Below are 17,613 nucleotides of genomic sequence, written 5' to 3' on the forward strand. Positions count from 1 at the left end.
GGGTGCGGAATTAAAAAATTCCGAACCCCTTTTGAGAATTTCCTTTGAAATTTTGGCCCAAGGTTAATCAATGGCAGTCTCAATTTTTACAAAATGGTTCGCTGACATCGGTTGGTCTAAAGTAATCATTTCAAGTTGAACTCGCTGAATAGAATCATGTTCAAAAAGTATCCTCATCAACTCAAGTTTTAATCCTTCTATTTTAAAAGGACTGTAGGCAAAAGGAGTTCAATCTAAATGTTAAAACAAAGTTGATTGTAGAGGAGGCTCCAGGACCGACCGCGGATAGCGAGTACCTGGAACGGAAGTCACGTCCCAATTGTACAAGCCATAGAAAACTTTAGGCAAACTTTTTTTGGTATGATAACAGTGTCATACCAATGCATATTTATCGCTTTTTATCAGAAAAAGCATATGGGGATTGAATATGTTCTTACCGCTGAAGCACTTATTCTGGGTGTCTTTGGTTGTCGTACATAGTATCATACAAAAGGAAAGGACATTACATAATGTTCACAATATAAGTTAATGAGACCGATGTTTATGCCTTCTTTAATTTGAAAGGCGAGGAATTCGCCTGGACTATCAAAGAGTACTCCAATTAAGGAGGAAGCGTTCTATCAAATGTTAAAGACCAGTCAGGGATCAGGTTAGGAGTGGATATTGATGACTAAGTTTTATTCGGATATGACAGTGGAGGAAGCGATTTCAAGTTTTCCCGTCGGAAGCAATGAAGTGGAAGTAATGGACGATTCAGAGGAATTTATCGGATTTCTGACGATTGAAGCGTTATCTGCGGCAGTGCAGCAGAGTGATTTGACGAAGCCTATTTCTCATTTCATTACAGTGAATGCACCGCTACAAAATATAAGGAATTACTCTATACCATATGAACAATTTCAAGCATTTTTTGAGAGTGATCTATGCAGGGTTGTATTTAATGCCCTGTATGATGGCGTGTATATCACCGATGGGGAAGGAACGACATTATTTATCAATCAAGCTTATCAGCGCATTACCGGAATAAGAGAAGAGGAAATTATCGGAAAACCAATGAGTTATTTAATTGAGCAGGGTATGATATCCGTTTCTGCTTCGTTGGACTCTATTCGAACGAAGAATCAAGTCACTTTGACACAAAGAATCCGAAATGGGAGAAAGATTATCGTATCTGCCACACCTATTCTTTCGCCACAGAATCAAGTCATTTTCGTCATAAATAGTGTTAGGGATATTACTGAATTAATCCGGATGAAGTACACAATCGACAGTCAAAAGTTATCTTTCCAACCTATTTCTCAATTATTGCCTGGCTCGGAACAGGTGAATTTGCAGGAAATAATCATTGGGCCTACTACAACTCCTTTATTCAAACTGGCCGATAAAGTAGCTAAAACGGATGCGAAGATCTTGTTACAGGGGGAAACGGGTGTAGGGAAGAGCTTAATCGCTAAGTACATTCATGCGAAAAGTTCCAGGAAGGATAAAATTTTCCTTGAATTAAATTGCGGAGCCATCCCAGCGAACTTGGTGGAATCCGAACTTTTTGGATACGAACCGGGAGCATTTACCGGATCCCTTAAGAATGGGAAAATGGGGATTTTTGAGAAAGTGAATGGTGGTACGTTATTTTTAGACGAAATAGGGGATTTACCTTTAGAGTTACAGGTCAAACTTTTGAAAGTGGTAGAAGAAAACAAGTTTATGAGAGTAGGTTCCACCGAAATGAAAGAAGTGGATGTCAGGTTAATTACTGCCACTCATCGGGATCTGGCCTCACTCGTTCAAGAAGGATCTTTCCGCGAAGATCTATATTACCGGCTTAATATTGTATCCTTTGAAGTTCCGCCACTGCGCCAGCGAAAGGAAGAAACGATCCCGCTTTTAGAAATGTATTTGAAAAAATTCAATGAAAAATATAATGAACAGAAAAGGATGACACCGGAATGCTATGAATGGCTGACGAACTATTCATGGCCTGGTAATATACGTGAGCTTGCGAGTCTTGCAGAGCGACTGGTTGTCACGACTTACGATGATACGATCGATTTGGCTAATTTACCATCTATCATACAGCCGGTCTTATCAAAAAAAACTACATCTCATTCCTTGAAGGAAGCCGTTTCCGATCTGGAGCGGACCTTGATACTGGATGCGATGAAAAAATACGGGACAACAAGGGCGGCTGCCATATCTTTGGATATCAGTCAAAGCGCTTTAGTGCAAAAAATGAAAAAATTTCACATACGAGTAGAAAACGAATCGAATTAGTTTTTTTGATTTGATTTCTACTCATTTTTATATGGTTACCCATGAAAGAATAAGTAATTTCCCTTTAAATTAAGCGTTTTCACTTTGGCATGATTCATGCATAAGTAATTAACTGAAAGGGGAGATAACCATGAATATTTCTATTTTTTCAATGGCTAACAAATTGGTGACAGGAGCAGATTCTTTACAACAGCTGACTGAAGAGGTTACTCGATTAGGGATGAAGAATCCATTGATCGTTACAGATAAAGTTCTACTGGATGCTGGGGTTGTGCAAAAGGTTGAGGATTTACTTTCATCAGCATACGGTATTTTTTCGGATGTGAATCCTGAACCGGAAATTGAAATCGTTGAGCAATGTGTACGGTCCATCAGGGATGGAAATCATGATGGGCTGATTGCGGTAGGAGGGGGAAGTGCGATGGATATTGCCAAAGCCTCTTCCGTCATGGCTACGAATTCAGGAAGCATCGAGACCTATTTTGGCACGAACCTAATTGAAGTTCCAGGAATTCCTTTAATAGCCATACCGACGACGGCTGGCACGGGGTCTGAAGTGACGAATATTTCGATTCTATCCGACAAAAAAGAACAGGTTAAGAAGGGAATTGTTAGTTCGTATCTTTTACCGGATGTATCGATCGTATCTCCCGTCATGACGCTGACTTGCCCGCCAAGTGTGACGGCAGCGAGTGGAGTGGATGCACTGGTTCATGCAGTGGAGGCTTATATTTCCAAATTCGCCTCACCCTTGACTGATGCCTTGGCAATTGGAGCAATGAAGTTGATAGCGAAAAATTTACCAAAGGCTTACGCTGCGCCAGATCATCTAGAAGCAAGGGAAGCCATGATTACAGGAAGCCTAATGGCCGGGTTAGCTTTTGGAAATGCTGGTGTTGGAGCTGTTCATGCCTTAGCTTATCCGCTTGGAGGCCGCTTCCATTTATCACATGGAGTCAGCAATTCATTATTACTGCCATATGTCATGCAATGGAATAAAATTGCATGTTTGGAAAGGTTCCGTGACATTGCAGAAGCACTGGGAGAGAAAGTCAATCATTTAAATGATGATGAGGCAGCAGATAAAGCTATAGAAGCGATGACGAGAATATGTCGTTACGTGGATATACCTGAATCACTTCGTCAATTTGACATTCCTGAATCTGCCTTAAGTGAAATGGCTGCCGAAGCCATCAAACAAGTACGATTGCTGCGGAATAATCCCCGTGCATTAAACGTTCGGGATATCGAAAAAATTTACCGTTCAGCTTATGGCATTTAAGTGGAGGAAACATTATGAAATGGAAAAACCGTCGCTACGGAGAAGAGACATCATATATACCTGCGGGACCCTTTAAAATTAGATTGCCATTTGTCCATTATCGGTTTGAATGGCCGGACTATGTTCAAGGACTATTGATGTGTGCAGTTGACCTTGGAGCGATTACACTACTTGCAGACCATCTAGGAATGCCTTTTGATGTGGCTCTAGCCGTCGTTGTCTTAAATGGATTATTATATTTAGCACATCATTTACTCGGAGACCCAGTTATTCCAGGTTGGATTACACCGGCGGTTCCATTGCTTGTATTGTTTGTCGGGCAATTTCCGGAAGGACCTGATCGGGTCTATGCACTCGTTGCGTTTCAATTGACATTGGGTATCTTATCGATATTACTAGGAATGACCGGACTTGCGAGTAAGGTCGTTCGATTAGTGCCGAATGCAATCAAATCAGGAATTATTTTAGGTGCTGGTATCGGTGCTGTCGTTTCCATTTTCGAAGTGGGTGGAAAGTTTGATTTATTTCCTTATACAATAAGCATTTGTATCGGTTTTGCCTTTTATCTACTTTTTTCAAAAAGTTTTGGAAAATTAAAAATGCGAAATAAAGCTTGGGTATTTTTAGGGAATTTAGGGATATTGCCTGCTATCTTGCTCGCGGTCTTTGTAGCCCCGATTTTTGGAGAAGCAAAATGGCCTAATATTCAATGGGGATTCAGCAGTCCGGATTTTGCTACGCTTTGGTCAGACTATACTGTTTTTGGTTTAGGATTTCCTGCCATGACCTTCTTTTTAAGTGCGATTCCAGCTGTTTTTGCTACTTATTTAGTCGTATTCGGGGATGTACTGAAAACGAAAGCGTTGCTTTCTGAATCCGATGAGGTCAGGGAAGATGAAAAAGTGGACTATAATCCAAACAGAGCTCATTTAATTTTTGGTGGCCGAAATGTGATCATGAGTTTTATCGGACCTGATATTACAATGTGTGGTCCGTTGTGGGCAGCCATGCAGGTCGTAGTTGTGGAACGGTTCAAGAATGGCAAGAAAGCAATGAATTCTTTCTTTGGCGGTGCTGGCTCATTCCGTTGGGGTACTAATACAGGATTATTCTTATTGCCGGTCGTCAGCTTAGTGGAACCAATTCTAGGTGTTGCATTGGCCTTAACACTTTTGGTTCAGGGATATGTTAGCGTACGCGTCGGTGTAATGCAGGCGAAGAGCCAACGCGATCTGGGAATTGCAGGGGTAGTTGCTGCCATCCTAGTTATAAAAGGTGCTGGAATGGCGTTTGCTGCAGGAATCCTATTATGTGCCCTTTTATATGGAAAGGACTTTTTCAAAGGAGAAAATGATAATACTTTTACAGATAATGAAGAAGAAGAAGAGGAGATTAAAGCGGGATGAAAAAAGTAGTGGAAAAATGGCCAATTTATATTAACGGCGAACGCATTCATACAGAACACCATTTTGTAGTAGAAAATCCAGCAACACTGGAGCCTGTGGGCTATGTTCCGGACGCTAATGAAAAAGAGGCAAAGGCTGCTGTGGATGCAGCTCAAGCTGCCTTTCTGCCTTGGTCGAAAACAAGTGCTTATCATAGGGCGGAATTACTTGAGAAGTGGTACACAATCATTGAGAACAGGCTGGATGAAATCGCGACAATCATGACACTGGAACAAGGAAAGCCATTGGCCGAGGCAAAAGGTGAAATGAAATATGCTTCAAGTTTCGTGAAATGGTTTGCTGAAGAAGCAAAGCGTAACTACGGGGAAATCATACCAGCCTCCGTTGCTTCAAAGCGTATTTTAGTGCAAAAGCAGGCGGTGGGTGTCGTTGCTGCCATTACCCCATGGAATTTTCCGGCTGCCATGATCACGAGGAAAGTTGCGCCAGCCCTTGCTGCGGGATGTACCGTCGTCATCAAACCCGCAGAACAAACGCCTTTGACCGCTTTGCTGTTAGTTGAAAGTGCCCATGAAGCAGGCATTCCAGACGGCGTAATAAATATTGTAACAACCCAAAAACCGGGAGATGTGTCTGACGTGTGGATGAATGATTCACGTGTAAAAAAGATTACATTCACTGGCTCCACTCCTGTAGGGAAACATCTAATGAAAAAGGCGGCGGAAACTGTTAAAAAAGTCTCGCTTGAACTCGGTGGATTGGCTCCGTTCATCATTGCTGAAGATGCGAATATCGAAGAAGCCGTAAAAGGTTTGATTCAATCGAAATTCAGGAATGCCGGACAAACATGTATTTGTGCGAACCGAATTTTCGTCCATGAGACGATCGAGCAGCCGTTTTTACAAGCTTTTGAAGAAGCTGTTTTAACTTTGAAGGTTGGAAATGGAATGGATGGAACCGATCTTGGTCCACTGATAGATGGAGCCGCCGTAAAAAAAGTCCAGCTTCAATTGGAGGATGCTAAAAGTAAAGGAGCTTTCATCCATAAAACCTCCAAATTCGAAGAAAAACAAGGCTATTTCATCGCACCAGCAATTCTTTCCAAAGTAACGGATGATATGCTGTGCATGCAGGAAGAAACGTTTGGGCCAATTGCCCCTGTCAGTACATTTAAAACCGATCAAGAAGCAATAGATCGAGCCAATAACACAAACTTTGGCTTGGCAGCTTATGTGTATACGGAGTCATTAAATAAAGCAGTTACCTATTCGGATGGTCTTGAATATGGAATTGTCGGTATTAATGACAGTGCCCCATCCACTGCCCAAGCACCATTTGGCGGCATGAAGGAAAGTGGCTTAGGTAGAGAAGGGGGACACTTCGGCATGGATGAATATTTAGAAGTGAAGTATGTATCTCTGCTGCTTGGCAATTAAATAAATAGAAGAGTTCGCCTGATTCTTCAGGCATTCAAAAAAAAGAGTAGAAGGAACATCAAATATCGATGTGCCTTTTACTCTTTTTCAATAGTTAATAAGTTTTTTACCTTTTACAATTGTGAAAAAGTAATATAAATTTGAGTTGCAATCCATTTAGGATAACGTTGTTTTTCTTCATATATCTGCTTCCCAATATAATATTACACTATGTTTACTTCTTAATTCGATGTGTTGAAGGAGGGAAGGTCATGTTTCCAAGGATGACATCGATGTTAGCGCCGGTAGCCTTGGGAACGTTACTTGCATGACCATGAAAAGTCTCATTTGCCAGTAGCGCAAAGGCCACCGCTTCTTTTGCTTCAGAAGAGTATCCCAACTCTTCTTGAGTCAAGACTTGAATGGAATTTCCAAGTAATGATTGGATCATATTTAATAACGTTTTATTGTAGCTGCCACCGCCGCCAATAATCACTTCTTCTATATTGGTTTTAGGAAAGATGAACTTTCGATAATTCTCCACAATAGACTTTGCTGTGAACATCGTTACTGTTGCTAAAATATCTTGGCTTGGAAGTGATTCAAACATCTTTAATAGTTTTACGACATATTGCTTGCCAAACAATTCTCTACCGGTTGATTTTGGTGGAGGGCTCATAATATAAGGATGACTGATGCAATAAGATAAAAGTTCGTCATTAATTTGTCCTTGTTTAGCTATTTTACCACCTTCATCATATTTTACATGGAACAATTGTCGGCATACTTCATCAATGATCATATTCCCAGGCCCTGTATCAAAAGCATACATGTCATCCAGAGATGCTTGCTTGGGTAAGACGGTTACATTTCCAATGCCCCCTATGTTTTGAAGTAATCTTCCCTTCGTTTCGCTTCTATAAAGAATATACTCGGTAAAAGGAACAAGCGGAGCTCCTTGTCCTCCTGCAGCCATGTCCATCGTACGGAAGTTAGATATGACAGGAATGTTTGTATCATGAGCTATCACTGCAGCTTCCCCAATTTGCAACGTGGAGGGAATCCAATTTTGTTCTTGTAAGGGCTGGTGGTATATGGTTTGTCCATGGGATCCAACAAGATCCAGTTTATTAATGGGAAATCCGGCTTTAAGACAAACTTCCTTTACTGCATTGGCAAATAATTTTCCTAATTTAAAATTCAAACTGCAAATTAACTGCACATTGGATGTGTCTACCGATAAAGACTGCATAATTTCTTTTTCAACATCTTTTGGAAAAGGGTATGTTATGAACTCAATCATTTCCATTTCAGTCTCTAGTCCAATATTATCCACCCGAACAAGTGCGGCATCAATTCCATCCAGTGATGTTCCGGACATTAACCCTACTATGTACATAGTCTTCCACCTACTTTAATTGACTTTTATAATCCTGATTTGCGATTTTTTGCAACAGTAAATGATACTAAAGATAAGACCATTCCTGCCTGTTGTTCACTTACATGCTCCACTTTAACGGTTAGGCCATAACTTGATGATTATTTTACTTTTATTTTAATCTGTATAGTTTGTTTGCTTTCATTGTGTGTACGGTCCAAGGCAGTCACAACATATGTGTAAGTCTTTCCTTTTACTACAGTCCCATCATTAAATAATTGACGGTTTTTCTCTTTATGCACTGTAGCCAGTAAATTCGTTGAGTCTTCTATGCTTCCTTTTTTCTTCCCATCAAAACGATAAATGGCATAATAGGATGCATCCGATTGCTTGTGATCGTTAATTTCAAATTGTATTCCATCTCCTGCTTGTGTTGCCTTGCTTACCTTTGGAGCTTTTGGGGCATGATCATCAATCCAAGGCATGGCTGGAACCAATGCGGGATGTTTATAAATATCCTCGCTTAAGCGATCTGCTATCCCAAGGGGATTTTTCCGTAAATCTTTGGCACTGAAATGCATGCTTCCATCAAATTCCTCATATGTTCGATTCAGTTTTAACTGATTGGGCATTTCTTCAGGATTGAACCAGTTTTGTACACCATTGGACTCTGTATTAATTTTATAGTCTCCTTGTCCAATATAGAGTTGAACATTTTTACCTTCTACTTCTTTTGTCCACCAATCAAGAAGTTTGGCGTAGTCAGCTACTGGCAATCCTATATTCCAATATAATTGGGGGGCAATATAATCAATGTATCCATTATTGATCCACGTTCTGGTATCCGCATATAAATCATCGTAATTCGTTTGCCCGGCAGCAGTGTCAGACCCTGTGGGATCAACTGCTTTGTTGCGCCAAACTCCAAATGGACTAATACCAAACTTCACATATGACTTTTCTGCCTTGATTTCTTCATTTATATGCTTAACAAGGTTATTTACATTATCCCTGCGCCAATCTTCTATATTTGTAAATCTGTCTGCTCCATATTTTTGATAGGAATGTTCATCCGGGAAAGGTACTCCTGCAATCTTGTAAGGATAGAAATAATCGTCCATATGAACTGCATCGATATCATAATTCTTAACAACTTCCATTATTCCATCGATAACAAACCGCTGTACGCCAGGAATGCCTGGGTTAAAGTACAATTGTTGTCCATATGGTATGACCCAATCCGGGTGCTTTCTAGCAGGATGGGATTCTGGAAGATTATCAATATCCGACATTTCGGCTGTTTTACCTAAAGGCATAGTTATGCGGTATGGATTAAACCACGCATGAAATTCCATATTACGATCATGTGCTGCTTCAACCATGAATGCAAGAGGGTCGTACCCAGGATCTTTTCCTTGAACTCCTGTTAAATATTTTGACCAGAGACCGTATTCAGAAGGATAAAAAGCATCTGCAGTGGGTTTGATTTGCATAACGACAGCATTCATGCCCATTGCTTTTTGTTCATCCAAGTATTTTATGAATTCTTCTTTCTGTGCTGATACGGATAAACCAGGTTTGGATGGCCAGTCAATATTTAACACACTTGCAATCCAAGTTGCGCGCAGTTCCTGTTTTATATAAGTTGTTTGCTGAGGGATAGTCCCTGATTCTGCAGTTGCAATCAAGTCAGATGGAAGGAGAAGCGATCCTCCCACCAAAGCGGCTAGCGCCAATGAACCTAATTTTCTTTTTGTAATTCTTTCATTCATCAATAGTACAACCTCATTTCATTACTAATATTTATATTTAATTATTTGTAAGCGTTAACAAATAAAGAATATATCAAATTGTCACCTATCTAAATGGAGATTATGTCTAATCAATAAAAGAATCATAGGATTCATGTAATAGCCAGTCTTTTACATTTTTAGTAGAAAGTTATAAATCATTTATGTATCTACGTTTATTTTAAAATTAATTTTTAAAAATGTATACACAATATTGAAATAAAATTTTAATAGTGATATATTCACTATAGCAAAAAAAGTTTCACCACTTTCACCACTGAATAAAAAAAGGATGATTTGTATGCTAGGGCATTTAACGACAGAGCGTCGTAATGAAAAGACCATGAGTTTAGATGAAATGAATACACTTGAATTGTTAGAGGTGATGAACGAGGAAGACATAAAAGTTGCCCATTGTGTAAAAAAAGAACTTCCGCAAATTTCCAAAGCAGTGGAGATGATCGTTGCAGCTATGAATAAAAATGGCAGATTAATTTACATGGGTGCAGGTACAAGTGGGCGCATCGGTTTATTGGATGCAGTGGAATGTCCCCCAACATTCAATACCGATCCAAGTGAAGTAGTGGGTCTTATAGCTGGCGGGGAAAAGGCTTTCATTAAAGCGGTTGAAGGTGCAGAAGACAGTTTTGAATTAGGTCCTGAAGATTTAAAGAAAATCGAATTGACGAATAAGGACGTTGTAGTAGGCATTGCGGCCAGTGGACGCACTCCATATGTTATTGCGGGCTTGGAATATGCCAATCAAGTTGGTGCAGGAACAGTGTCTATAAGCTGTAACAAAGGTTCAGAGATAGGTAAAATTGCAAAAGTTGCGATTGAAGTAGTAAACGGGCCTGAAGTCCTGACGGGTTCGACACGTTTAAAAGCTGGAACATCTCAAAAGTTAGTATGCAACATGCTTTCAACAGCTTCAATGGTTGGAGTGGGAAAGGTTTATGGGAATTTAATGGTGGATTTACAGTTAACAAATGAAAAGCTGGTTGAACGTGCAAAACGTATTATCATGGACGCTACTGACTGTAGTTATGAAGTTGCAGATGAATTTTTAGAAAAGGCATATGATCAGCCTAAAGTTGCAATTGTCATGATTTTAACGAATGTTTCATATGAAGAAGCATCAAATCGTTTAGAAAAGGCAAATGGTTTCATAAGGAAAACGATTTAACGCTTTTTATAAAAAATAAAAAATTGGAGGAACAAATAATGAAGGTATTATTCGTATGTTCAGGTGGAATGTCAAGTGCTATCGTTGTAAGCGCTTTAAAAAAAGAAGGGGAAAAACAGGGGGTAAATATCGAAGTATTGGCGGTCGGAACTCAAGAATTTGATGCAGAGGTACGTAACGGTTGGGATGTGGCAATGGTAGCTCCACAAGTCAAACATCGTTTCGATGGCTTTAAGGCATCTGCCGATGAAGCAGGTGTCCCATGTGAAGCCATTCCAGCTCAAGCCTACAGTCCTCTTGGTGGACCTAAGTTACTAAAACTTGTAACAGAACTAGCAAAATAATAATCTAACTCTATTTCTTTTCAATCAAACGTAAAAGGGGAAAACGACGAATGGACAAGTTTGTAGCTTTTTTAGAAAATAATCTTTCAACACCCATGGCAAAATTGTCTGAGCAAAAACATTTACGCGCAATTCGCGATGGTGTGGTTTCTGCGTTACCGTTCATTATCTTTGGGAGTTTATTTTTGATCATTGCATTCCCGCCCGTTGCAGCAGATAGTGCCGTAGGTGAATGGGCTGCAAAACACATAGCTGAAATTTTAATACCATATCGATTAACGATGTTTATCATGACTCTATATATTACTTTTGGTATAGGCTACAGTTTATCTCAAAGCTATAAACTTGATCCCCTATCTGGAGGTTTACTATCATTGGCAGCCTTCTTGTTCACAATAGGAGTAAAAATGATGGATGGTGTGGGGTTTGTTTTGCCAATGACAAATCTCGGAGGCCATGGCCTTTTTGTAGGAATGCTCGTATCCATTTTTGCAGTCGAAATTTTACGTCTATGTAAGACCAAAAATATCACAATTAAAATGCCGGATTCTGTTCCAACTTCAGTAGCCCGGTCATTTGAAGCATTAATACCAGTTACAATTGTACTGCTTGTCATGACCTTGATTACAGTCGTTTTTGCTGTTGATTTACATTCACTTGTTGATAAAGCGGTTGCACCACTCATCAGTGCAGGCGATACCTTGCCAGGTGTATTAATTCCAGTGTTTTTGATTACATTCTTCTGGTCATTTGGTATTCATGGCGTATCAGTGGTAGGTGCCGTTGCTCGTCCAGTTTGGGAAGTGTACTTAGCGAATAACTCAGCAGCAGTTGCAGCTGGGAAGACAATTCCCCACATAGCTCCTGAAACATTCTTCCAATGGTTTATTTGGATTGGTGGCTCTGGTGCAACATTGGGTTTAGTAATTGCTATGCTCTTGACGGCAAAGTCTACCTATAGTAAAGCGATGGGGAAAGCAACAATTGTTCCAAGCATTTTTAACATCAATGAACCTGTTATCTTTGGGATGCCTATTGTATTGAACCCAATATTGATCATTCCATTTATCATAACACCGCTAATTGGTGCGACACTTGCATATGTAGCAACGTCCGTTGGGCTGGTGAACCCTACTTATGTAATGGTTCCCTGGACATTGCCTGCTCCAATAGGTGCCTACCTTTCAACAGGCGGTGATTGGAGGGCCATTGTTCTCGTGATGGTTAATTTAACAATTTCCGTCATTATTTATCTGCCATTCTTCAAAATGTACGATAAAAAGCTTTTGGCGCAGGAAAACATGGTAGAAACAACAGATAATAAAAATATCGCTTTATAAGGAATTTTTAAAAGGGGGAGTTTGGGACTTAAAGCTCCAAACTCCCTTTAAAATAATTGAGAGAGGGAGGAAAGGGCATGAATTCAACATCCAGAATTCACTTTTTTAGTTACAAAAGTGCCTTTCTATTTTTTAGCTTTATTCTTGTTTTTAATTTTATCTTTAACACATTAATGAATGCTTTGGAGATAGATAAACAATTATCACTGTACCTAGGAAATACCTTTGCCATAAGCGCAGGATTGACTATGGTTGTTTGTTTTGTTGAAGGTAAGTTTAAAAACAAGAAACAAGCATCACTATTGTTCTTGTCTTTATTAGCGGTAAGCGCACTGGTCTGTTATGCAATTATCTATAAATAAATGATAATGGCCGATATGAAATAAATGCTAACGCATGAGGTGTTAGGAGAATGGAAATGAACAAAGGGGTAAAAATTGTCACAATTGGTGGAGGGTCCAGTTATACACCAGAATTAATCGAAGGTTTTATTAAACGATTTGATGAGTTGCCTATTAGGGAACTGTGGCTAGTGGATATTGAAGCAGGAAAAGAAAAACTTGAGATTGTAGGAACCTTGGCAAGGCGAATGGTTGAAAAAGCAGGGATTCCAATGGAAATACATTTAACATTAGACCGCCGTCAAGCCTTGCAAAATGCTGATTTTGTCACAACGCAAATGAGAGTGGGATTACTTGATGCACGAATCAAGGACGAGCGTATCCCATTGGAACTTGGATTGATTGGTCAAGAAACGAATGGCGCAGGTGGATTGTCCAAAGCATTACGAACTATACCTATTCTTCTGGAAATTGCAGAAGAAATGCAAGAGCTATGCCCTGGTGCATGGTTAATTAATTTCACGAACCCAGCGGGGATGGTAACCGAAGCCCTTCTTCGCTACAGCGAGCATAAAAAAGTCATTGGGGTATGCAATGTACCTTTTAATATGCATATGTCCATTTCTAACATGCTGGGTGTTGAAATGAAGAGAGTTCACATAGATTTCGCTGGGTTAAACCACTTGGTATACGGGATGCATGTGTTCGTTGATGATCAAGAAGTAACAGATAAAGTGCTTGAAATGCTGGGTAATCCAGAAATTCAGATGACGATGAAGAATATTGCTCCTCTGGCTTGGAATAGAAGATTTTTGAAATCTTTAGGTGTGGTGCCTTGCCCGTACCATCGCTATTATTACAAAACAAAAACGATTTTAGAAGAAGAGCTGGAAGCATTCAAAGCAGGGAAAACTCGAGCTGAAATCGTGAAAAAATTAGAAGAAGGTTTGTTTGACCTATACAAAGATGAAACCCTTGACATCAAGCCTCCACAATTAGAGCAACGTGGTGGAGCTTACTATAGCGATGCAGCGTGCAACGTCATTTCTTCTATTTATAATGATAAAAAAGACATTCAAGTGTTAAATGTCCAAAACAAAGGATCGCTTACTGATATTGATTATGATTCAGCAGTCGAAGTGAGCTGTATCGTCACCAAAAATGGACCAATTCCTTTGACAATGGGTAAATTACCCGTACAAGTGCAAGGTTTAATACAACAGATCAAATCATTTGAAAGGATAGGTGCTGAGGCAGCTGTTACAGGTTCGTATGATAAAGCGTTATTAGCTTTAACGATCAACCCACTTATTCCAAGTGATGATCTAGCTGAATTGGTTTTACAAAAACTTTTAAAGGCGCATGAAGAATACTTGCCGCGATTCTTCAATGAAAGTACAGTTTCTTACATCCAGTGAAGAGTTTTCAAACATTGAATATGGAATACGGAATCTAATAATCTAACATAAATAGGAGTGTAATGATATGTCAACTGAAATGAACAATAACGAAATGGAAATTTTTGAAATAATATCACATAGCGGAAATGCTAGAGGATTAGCATTCGAAGCATTGAAAGAAGCGGAAGAATTTAATTTTGAAAAAGCAGAGGAACTAATTAAACAGGGTCAGGAAGAATTGAACTTGGCCCATAAGACACAAACCAAGCTAATTCAAGCAGAATTGAATGGAGTTCCAAGTGAAAAAACTTTATTGATGATTCATGCTCAGGACCACTTGATGACGGCAATGAGTGAACAAAAACTAATTGAACATATGATCCGCATTGTAAAAAAGCTAGCCCCACAACAGTAAAGAAGAGGTGATTAAACAATGGGCAAACTCGGTATATCCATCTATCCAGAACATTCAACCGTAGAGAAAGACATCGAATACATTGCACTTGCACACAAATATGGATTCAAAAAGATCTTTACTTGCTTGCTTTCTGTTGAAGGTGACAAAGAGAAGATTTTAAAAGAATTTAAAGAAACGATTGTATATGCCAATCAATTGAATATGGAAGTGATGGTCGATATTGCACCCCGGGTATTTGGGGCGCTAGGCATTTCTTATAATGACTTATCGTTTTTTGCAGAATTAGGTGCGTATGGAATCAGGCTGGACATGGGTTTTACAGGTAACGAAGAGTCGATTATGACACATAATCCCTATGATCTGAAAATTGAAATAAACATGAGCAACGCAACGAAATATTTAGAAAATATTATGGATTACAAACCTAATAAAGAAAATTTAGTTGGATCACATAACTTCTATCCGCATCGCTATGCGGGATTGAGCTATCCTCATTTTATAAAATGCTGTGAGTCATTCAAAAAGCATAATATCCGCACGGCAGCTTTCATTAGCTCACATGCAGCAACTTACGGACCTTGGCCGATTACGGAAGGATTATGTACATTAGAAATGCACCGGGAATTGCCCATTACAACACAAGCGAAACACTTGTATGCGACAGGATTAATCGATGATGTAATTATTGCAAATGCCTACGCCTCCGAAGATGAATTGAAACAGCTTAGCCTGTTGAACAGCGGTCTGTTAACATTTAATGTTAACCTTCATGAAACCATGACAGATTTAGAGAAAAAAATAGTATTGGAAGAATTTCATTTTTACCGTGGAGATGTATCCGATTATCTTATTCGGTCGACTCAATCACGCGTAAAATATAAGAGCGAAGATTTTAAACCAACATTTACGCCTGATATTAGACGCGGTGATATATTAATTGAAAATGAGCTCTACGGACAATATAAAGGGGAATTGCAGATTGCATTGAAAGAAATGAAGAACTCAGGGAAAACAAATGTAGTCGGAAGAATAGCAGAAGAGGAAATTTTTCTGTTAGATTATTTGGAGCCATGGGGGAAATTCCAATTCAATATTAATTGAGAATCTTCAGGGAAGGAACATTGATATTCCTTCCTTTTTTTTGAATAGGAGAATGATATGGATTATATTATCGGTGTTGACGGTGGTGGCACAAAAACTGAAGCAGTGGCTTACGATTTAGCGGGTAATAAAATAAGTGAAGGCAAAGCGGGGTATGGAAACCTGCTTATAAATGAAAAACAAGCCATCGCTAACATTATTCAGGCAATTGAAAAATGCGTAGCTGCTATTAATAATGGAAGTTGCCGTTACATTTGCTTAGGATTGGCTGGGTTTGGAGGAGTGGAGAATCAACAGGGTATAAAAAGTGCAATAAGCAGCGCATTTAATACTCCCTTTACCATTGTAAATGATGGAATTATCGCTCATGCTGCTTTACTAAAAGGAAAAGATGGCATTTTGACCATATCCGGAACGGGATCTGTAAGTATCGGCATCCATAATGGTATTGAGAAATCGGCTGGCGGCTGGGGACACATTCTTGGGGATGAAGGAAGTGGCTATTGGATCGCGATGCAAGCTTTTATAAAAATGACGAAAGAAGAGGATGAAGGATATAATTATAGCCATTTAACCGAGTCAATACTTAAAAAACTGGGCTACCACAGTGTTATGGAACTGAAGAAATTCATTTATTCCGCGACGAAAGCCGAGATTGCTGCGTTTGTCCCCCTGATTGTCCAACAGGCGGATGCAGGCGATGATTTCTCGCAAAATATCCTTAGTCAGGCAGGATACCACCTTTCCAAAAAGACGCTTGAGGTTATCAATAAGTTAAAGTTAAGCGAGAATGTTACAATTGCAATTAAAGGTAGCATATTAACAAATATACCATTGGTTCAAAGCTCTTACATTAACCATATTAAACTTGAGAACCCAAAAGTGAAATTTGTTTTAGAAGACGTATCTGCTACCTTAGGTTGTTACTACATAGCAATGGAGCAGTTAAAGTAAGTAAAAATCAAGGAGATTACATCATATGCAAGTCGAAAATATTATCCTAAGAATTGAAAGTTTATTGAACCAATTGCCAAAATCAGAAAGGAAAATTGCACAATATATCTTAGAAAATCCAAATGATATTATCAGAATGACGATACATGAATTAGCTGATCATGCCAATGCCAGCAGTTCAGCTGTAACGAGATTTTGTCATTCCATAAAAGTAAACAGTTTTTCTGAACTAAAGGTTTCTTTATCATCCCTCATTTCCCAACCGGAGAAAAAAGGATTCCATGACATTGAGCCTAATGAACCAATAGCGTCCATTAAAAATAAAATAGTGTCCAACTCCGTACAAGCCATACAAGAAACTGCACATTATTTGGATGAGGTCGTTCTTGACAATATTATCGAAACCATGAGGAGTGCAGATGTAATTTATGTCTATGGACTAGGAGCATCATGGCTCGTTGCTGAAGATATTACACAGAAATGGTTACGGTTAGGAAAGATTGTAAGTGCCAATCAAGACCCGCATATTACGGCCACTGCGCTTGCTGCTTCATCAAAGAATACCGTTTTTTTCTGTATATCCAATAGTGGCGAAACTGAAGAGATTCTGGAACTCGTTGATATAGCGAAAGCATATGGAATTAAAACAATTGGTTTATCACGATTGGGGGACAATGGATTAACTGAAAAAGTTGATATGTCCCTCCAGCATGTACGTGCACCAGAGGCTAAATTCCGAAGTGCAGCAACAAGTTCGCTTTTTGCACAATTTCTAACGGTCAGCATTATTTTCTATGCTTATGTTTCAAAATTCTATAATGAAAATAAAAATGAAATTGAACGTTCAAGGGAATCTGTATTGAAATTCACAAAAAGGAATTTGGATACTTAGAAACATGAATCTAATCTACAGGAATTTTTATCGTGTTAAAAAGCATGGATCGAACAAGATTATTACTAACGGTATTTTAGCTTGAGATGTTTCCG

The 17,613-nt window shown here is 39.2% G+C and carries 15 protein-coding genes; 13 read left to right on the top strand and 2 right to left on the bottom strand.

Features of this window, described 5'->3' with window-relative positions; genetic code table 11:
* The first annotated feature begins 666 nt into the window (after positions 1-666).
* From QUF94_RS11320 to QUF94_RS11335, 4 genes are all read left to right on the top strand, one after another.
* Positions 667-2,271, top strand: a complete 1,605-nt coding sequence (locus tag QUF94_RS11320; RefSeq protein ID WP_289315940.1) for a sigma-54 interaction domain-containing protein — start codon at positions 667-669, stop codon at positions 2,269-2,271.
* Between the two features lie 130 nt (positions 2,272-2,401).
* Positions 2,402-3,553, top strand: a complete 1,152-nt coding sequence (locus QUF94_RS11325) for an iron-containing alcohol dehydrogenase (protein ID WP_289315941.1) — start codon at positions 2,402-2,404, stop codon at positions 3,551-3,553.
* Positions 3,554-3,567: 14 nt separating this feature from the next.
* Positions 3,568-4,959: a solute carrier family 23 protein gene (locus QUF94_RS11330; RefSeq protein WP_289315942.1), complete on the top strand. Its 1,392-nt coding sequence runs from the start codon at positions 3,568-3,570 to the stop codon at positions 4,957-4,959.
* The gene (locus tag QUF94_RS11335; RefSeq protein ID WP_289315943.1) at positions 4,956-6,395 is read left to right on the top strand and encodes an NAD-dependent succinate-semialdehyde dehydrogenase; all 1,440 of its coding nucleotides are present in this window, start codon (positions 4,956-4,958) and stop codon (positions 6,393-6,395) included. The genes QUF94_RS11330 and QUF94_RS11335 overlap by 4 nt, the downstream gene beginning before the upstream one ends.
* Before the next feature lie 214 nt (positions 6,396-6,609).
* On the opposite strand, the gene anmK is transcribed toward QUF94_RS11335, so the two are convergent.
* Complete coding sequence (gene anmK, locus QUF94_RS11340) at positions 6,610-7,773, bottom strand: anhydro-N-acetylmuramic acid kinase AnmK (protein WP_289315944.1); 1,164 nt, start codon at positions 7,771-7,773, stop codon at positions 6,610-6,612.
* A 140-nt stretch (positions 7,774-7,913) separates the two neighbouring features.
* Positions 7,914-9,524 (bottom strand): glycoside hydrolase family 10-like protein, encoded by a 1,611-nt coding sequence (locus tag QUF94_RS11345; protein WP_289315945.1) that lies wholly within the window; start codon positions 9,522-9,524, stop codon positions 7,914-7,916.
* A gap of 310 nt (positions 9,525-9,834) precedes the next feature.
* Between QUF94_RS11345 and murQ the strand changes: the two genes are divergently transcribed.
* The 9 genes from murQ to QUF94_RS11390 all read left to right on the top strand — a co-directional run bounded on the left by murQ (position 9,835) and on the right by QUF94_RS11390 (position 17,518).
* The gene (gene murQ / locus QUF94_RS11350; RefSeq protein ID WP_289315946.1) at positions 9,835-10,728 is read left to right on the top strand and encodes an N-acetylmuramic acid 6-phosphate etherase; all 894 of its coding nucleotides are present in this window, start codon (positions 9,835-9,837) and stop codon (positions 10,726-10,728) included.
* A gap of 38 nt (positions 10,729-10,766) precedes the next feature.
* Entirely contained in the window at positions 10,767-11,072 is a 306-nt protein-coding gene (locus QUF94_RS11355) for a PTS sugar transporter subunit IIB (protein WP_289315947.1), read from the top strand.
* A 50-nt stretch (positions 11,073-11,122) separates the two neighbouring features.
* Complete coding sequence (locus QUF94_RS11360) at positions 11,123-12,412, top strand: PTS sugar transporter subunit IIC (RefSeq protein WP_289315948.1); 1,290 nt, start codon at positions 11,123-11,125, stop codon at positions 12,410-12,412.
* 77 nt (positions 12,413-12,489) lie between these two features.
* On the top strand, positions 12,490-12,774 hold the full coding sequence (locus QUF94_RS11365) for a hypothetical protein (protein ID WP_289315949.1): 285 nt from the start codon (positions 12,490-12,492) through the stop codon (positions 12,772-12,774).
* Between the two features lie 56 nt (positions 12,775-12,830).
* A complete protein-coding gene (locus QUF94_RS11370) occupies positions 12,831-14,171 on the top strand; it encodes a 6-phospho-beta-glucosidase (RefSeq protein WP_289318350.1) in 1,341 nt (446 codons plus the stop codon).
* 67 nt (positions 14,172-14,238) lie between these two features.
* On the top strand, positions 14,239-14,568 hold the full coding sequence (locus QUF94_RS11375; RefSeq protein ID WP_289315950.1) for a PTS lactose/cellobiose transporter subunit IIA: 330 nt from the start codon (positions 14,239-14,241) through the stop codon (positions 14,566-14,568).
* A gap of 18 nt (positions 14,569-14,586) precedes the next feature.
* Entirely contained in the window at positions 14,587-15,672 is a 1,086-nt protein-coding gene (locus QUF94_RS11380) for a DUF871 domain-containing protein (RefSeq protein WP_289315951.1), read from the top strand.
* Positions 15,673-15,729: 57 nt separating this feature from the next.
* The gene (locus tag QUF94_RS11385; RefSeq protein ID WP_289315952.1) at positions 15,730-16,626 is read left to right on the top strand and encodes an N-acetylglucosamine kinase; all 897 of its coding nucleotides are present in this window, start codon (positions 15,730-15,732) and stop codon (positions 16,624-16,626) included.
* Between the two features lie 25 nt (positions 16,627-16,651).
* The gene (locus tag QUF94_RS11390) at positions 16,652-17,518 is read left to right on the top strand and encodes a MurR/RpiR family transcriptional regulator (RefSeq protein WP_289315953.1); all 867 of its coding nucleotides are present in this window, start codon (positions 16,652-16,654) and stop codon (positions 17,516-17,518) included.
* Positions 17,519-17,613 lie beyond the last annotated feature (95 nt).

This window comes from Peribacillus sp. NJ4, from assembly GCF_030348345.1.
In the GTDB taxonomy this organism is placed as follows: Bacteria; Bacillota; Bacilli; order Bacillales; family DSM-1321; genus Peribacillus.

Bases quoted from the DNA above. Each gene is read 5' to 3' on its own strand.
- QUF94_RS11335 (WP_289315943.1), top strand. From the start codon at position 4,956: ATGAAAAAAGTAGTGGAAAAATGGCCAATTTATATTAACGGCGAACGC.
- QUF94_RS11390 (WP_289315953.1), top strand. From the start codon at position 16,652: ATGCAAGTCGAAAATATTATCCTAAGAATTGAAAGTTTATTGAACCAA.
- QUF94_RS11320 (WP_289315940.1), top strand. From the start codon at position 667: ATGACTAAGTTTTATTCGGATATGACAGTGGAGGAAGCGATTTCAAGT.
- murQ (WP_289315946.1), top strand. From the start codon at position 9,835: ATGATTTGTATGCTAGGGCATTTAACGACAGAGCGTCGTAATGAAAAG.
- QUF94_RS11345 (WP_289315945.1), bottom strand. From the start codon at position 9,524: ATGAATGAAAGAATTACAAAAAGAAAATTAGGTTCATTGGCGCTAGCC.
- QUF94_RS11385 (WP_289315952.1), top strand. From the start codon at position 15,730: ATGGATTATATTATCGGTGTTGACGGTGGTGGCACAAAAACTGAAGCA.
- QUF94_RS11355 (WP_289315947.1), top strand. From the start codon at position 10,767: ATGAAGGTATTATTCGTATGTTCAGGTGGAATGTCAAGTGCTATCGTT.
- QUF94_RS11325 (WP_289315941.1), top strand. From the start codon at position 2,402: ATGAATATTTCTATTTTTTCAATGGCTAACAAATTGGTGACAGGAGCA.
- QUF94_RS11360 (WP_289315948.1), top strand. From the start codon at position 11,123: ATGGACAAGTTTGTAGCTTTTTTAGAAAATAATCTTTCAACACCCATG.
- QUF94_RS11365 (WP_289315949.1), top strand. From the start codon at position 12,490: ATGAATTCAACATCCAGAATTCACTTTTTTAGTTACAAAAGTGCCTTT.
- QUF94_RS11370 (WP_289318350.1), top strand. From the start codon at position 12,831: ATGAACAAAGGGGTAAAAATTGTCACAATTGGTGGAGGGTCCAGTTAT.
- QUF94_RS11330 (WP_289315942.1), top strand. From the start codon at position 3,568: ATGAAATGGAAAAACCGTCGCTACGGAGAAGAGACATCATATATACCT.
- QUF94_RS11380 (WP_289315951.1), top strand. From the start codon at position 14,587: ATGGGCAAACTCGGTATATCCATCTATCCAGAACATTCAACCGTAGAG.
- QUF94_RS11375 (WP_289315950.1), top strand. From the start codon at position 14,239: ATGTCAACTGAAATGAACAATAACGAAATGGAAATTTTTGAAATAATA.
- anmK (WP_289315944.1), bottom strand. From the start codon at position 7,773: ATGTACATAGTAGGGTTAATGTCCGGAACATCACTGGATGGAATTGAT.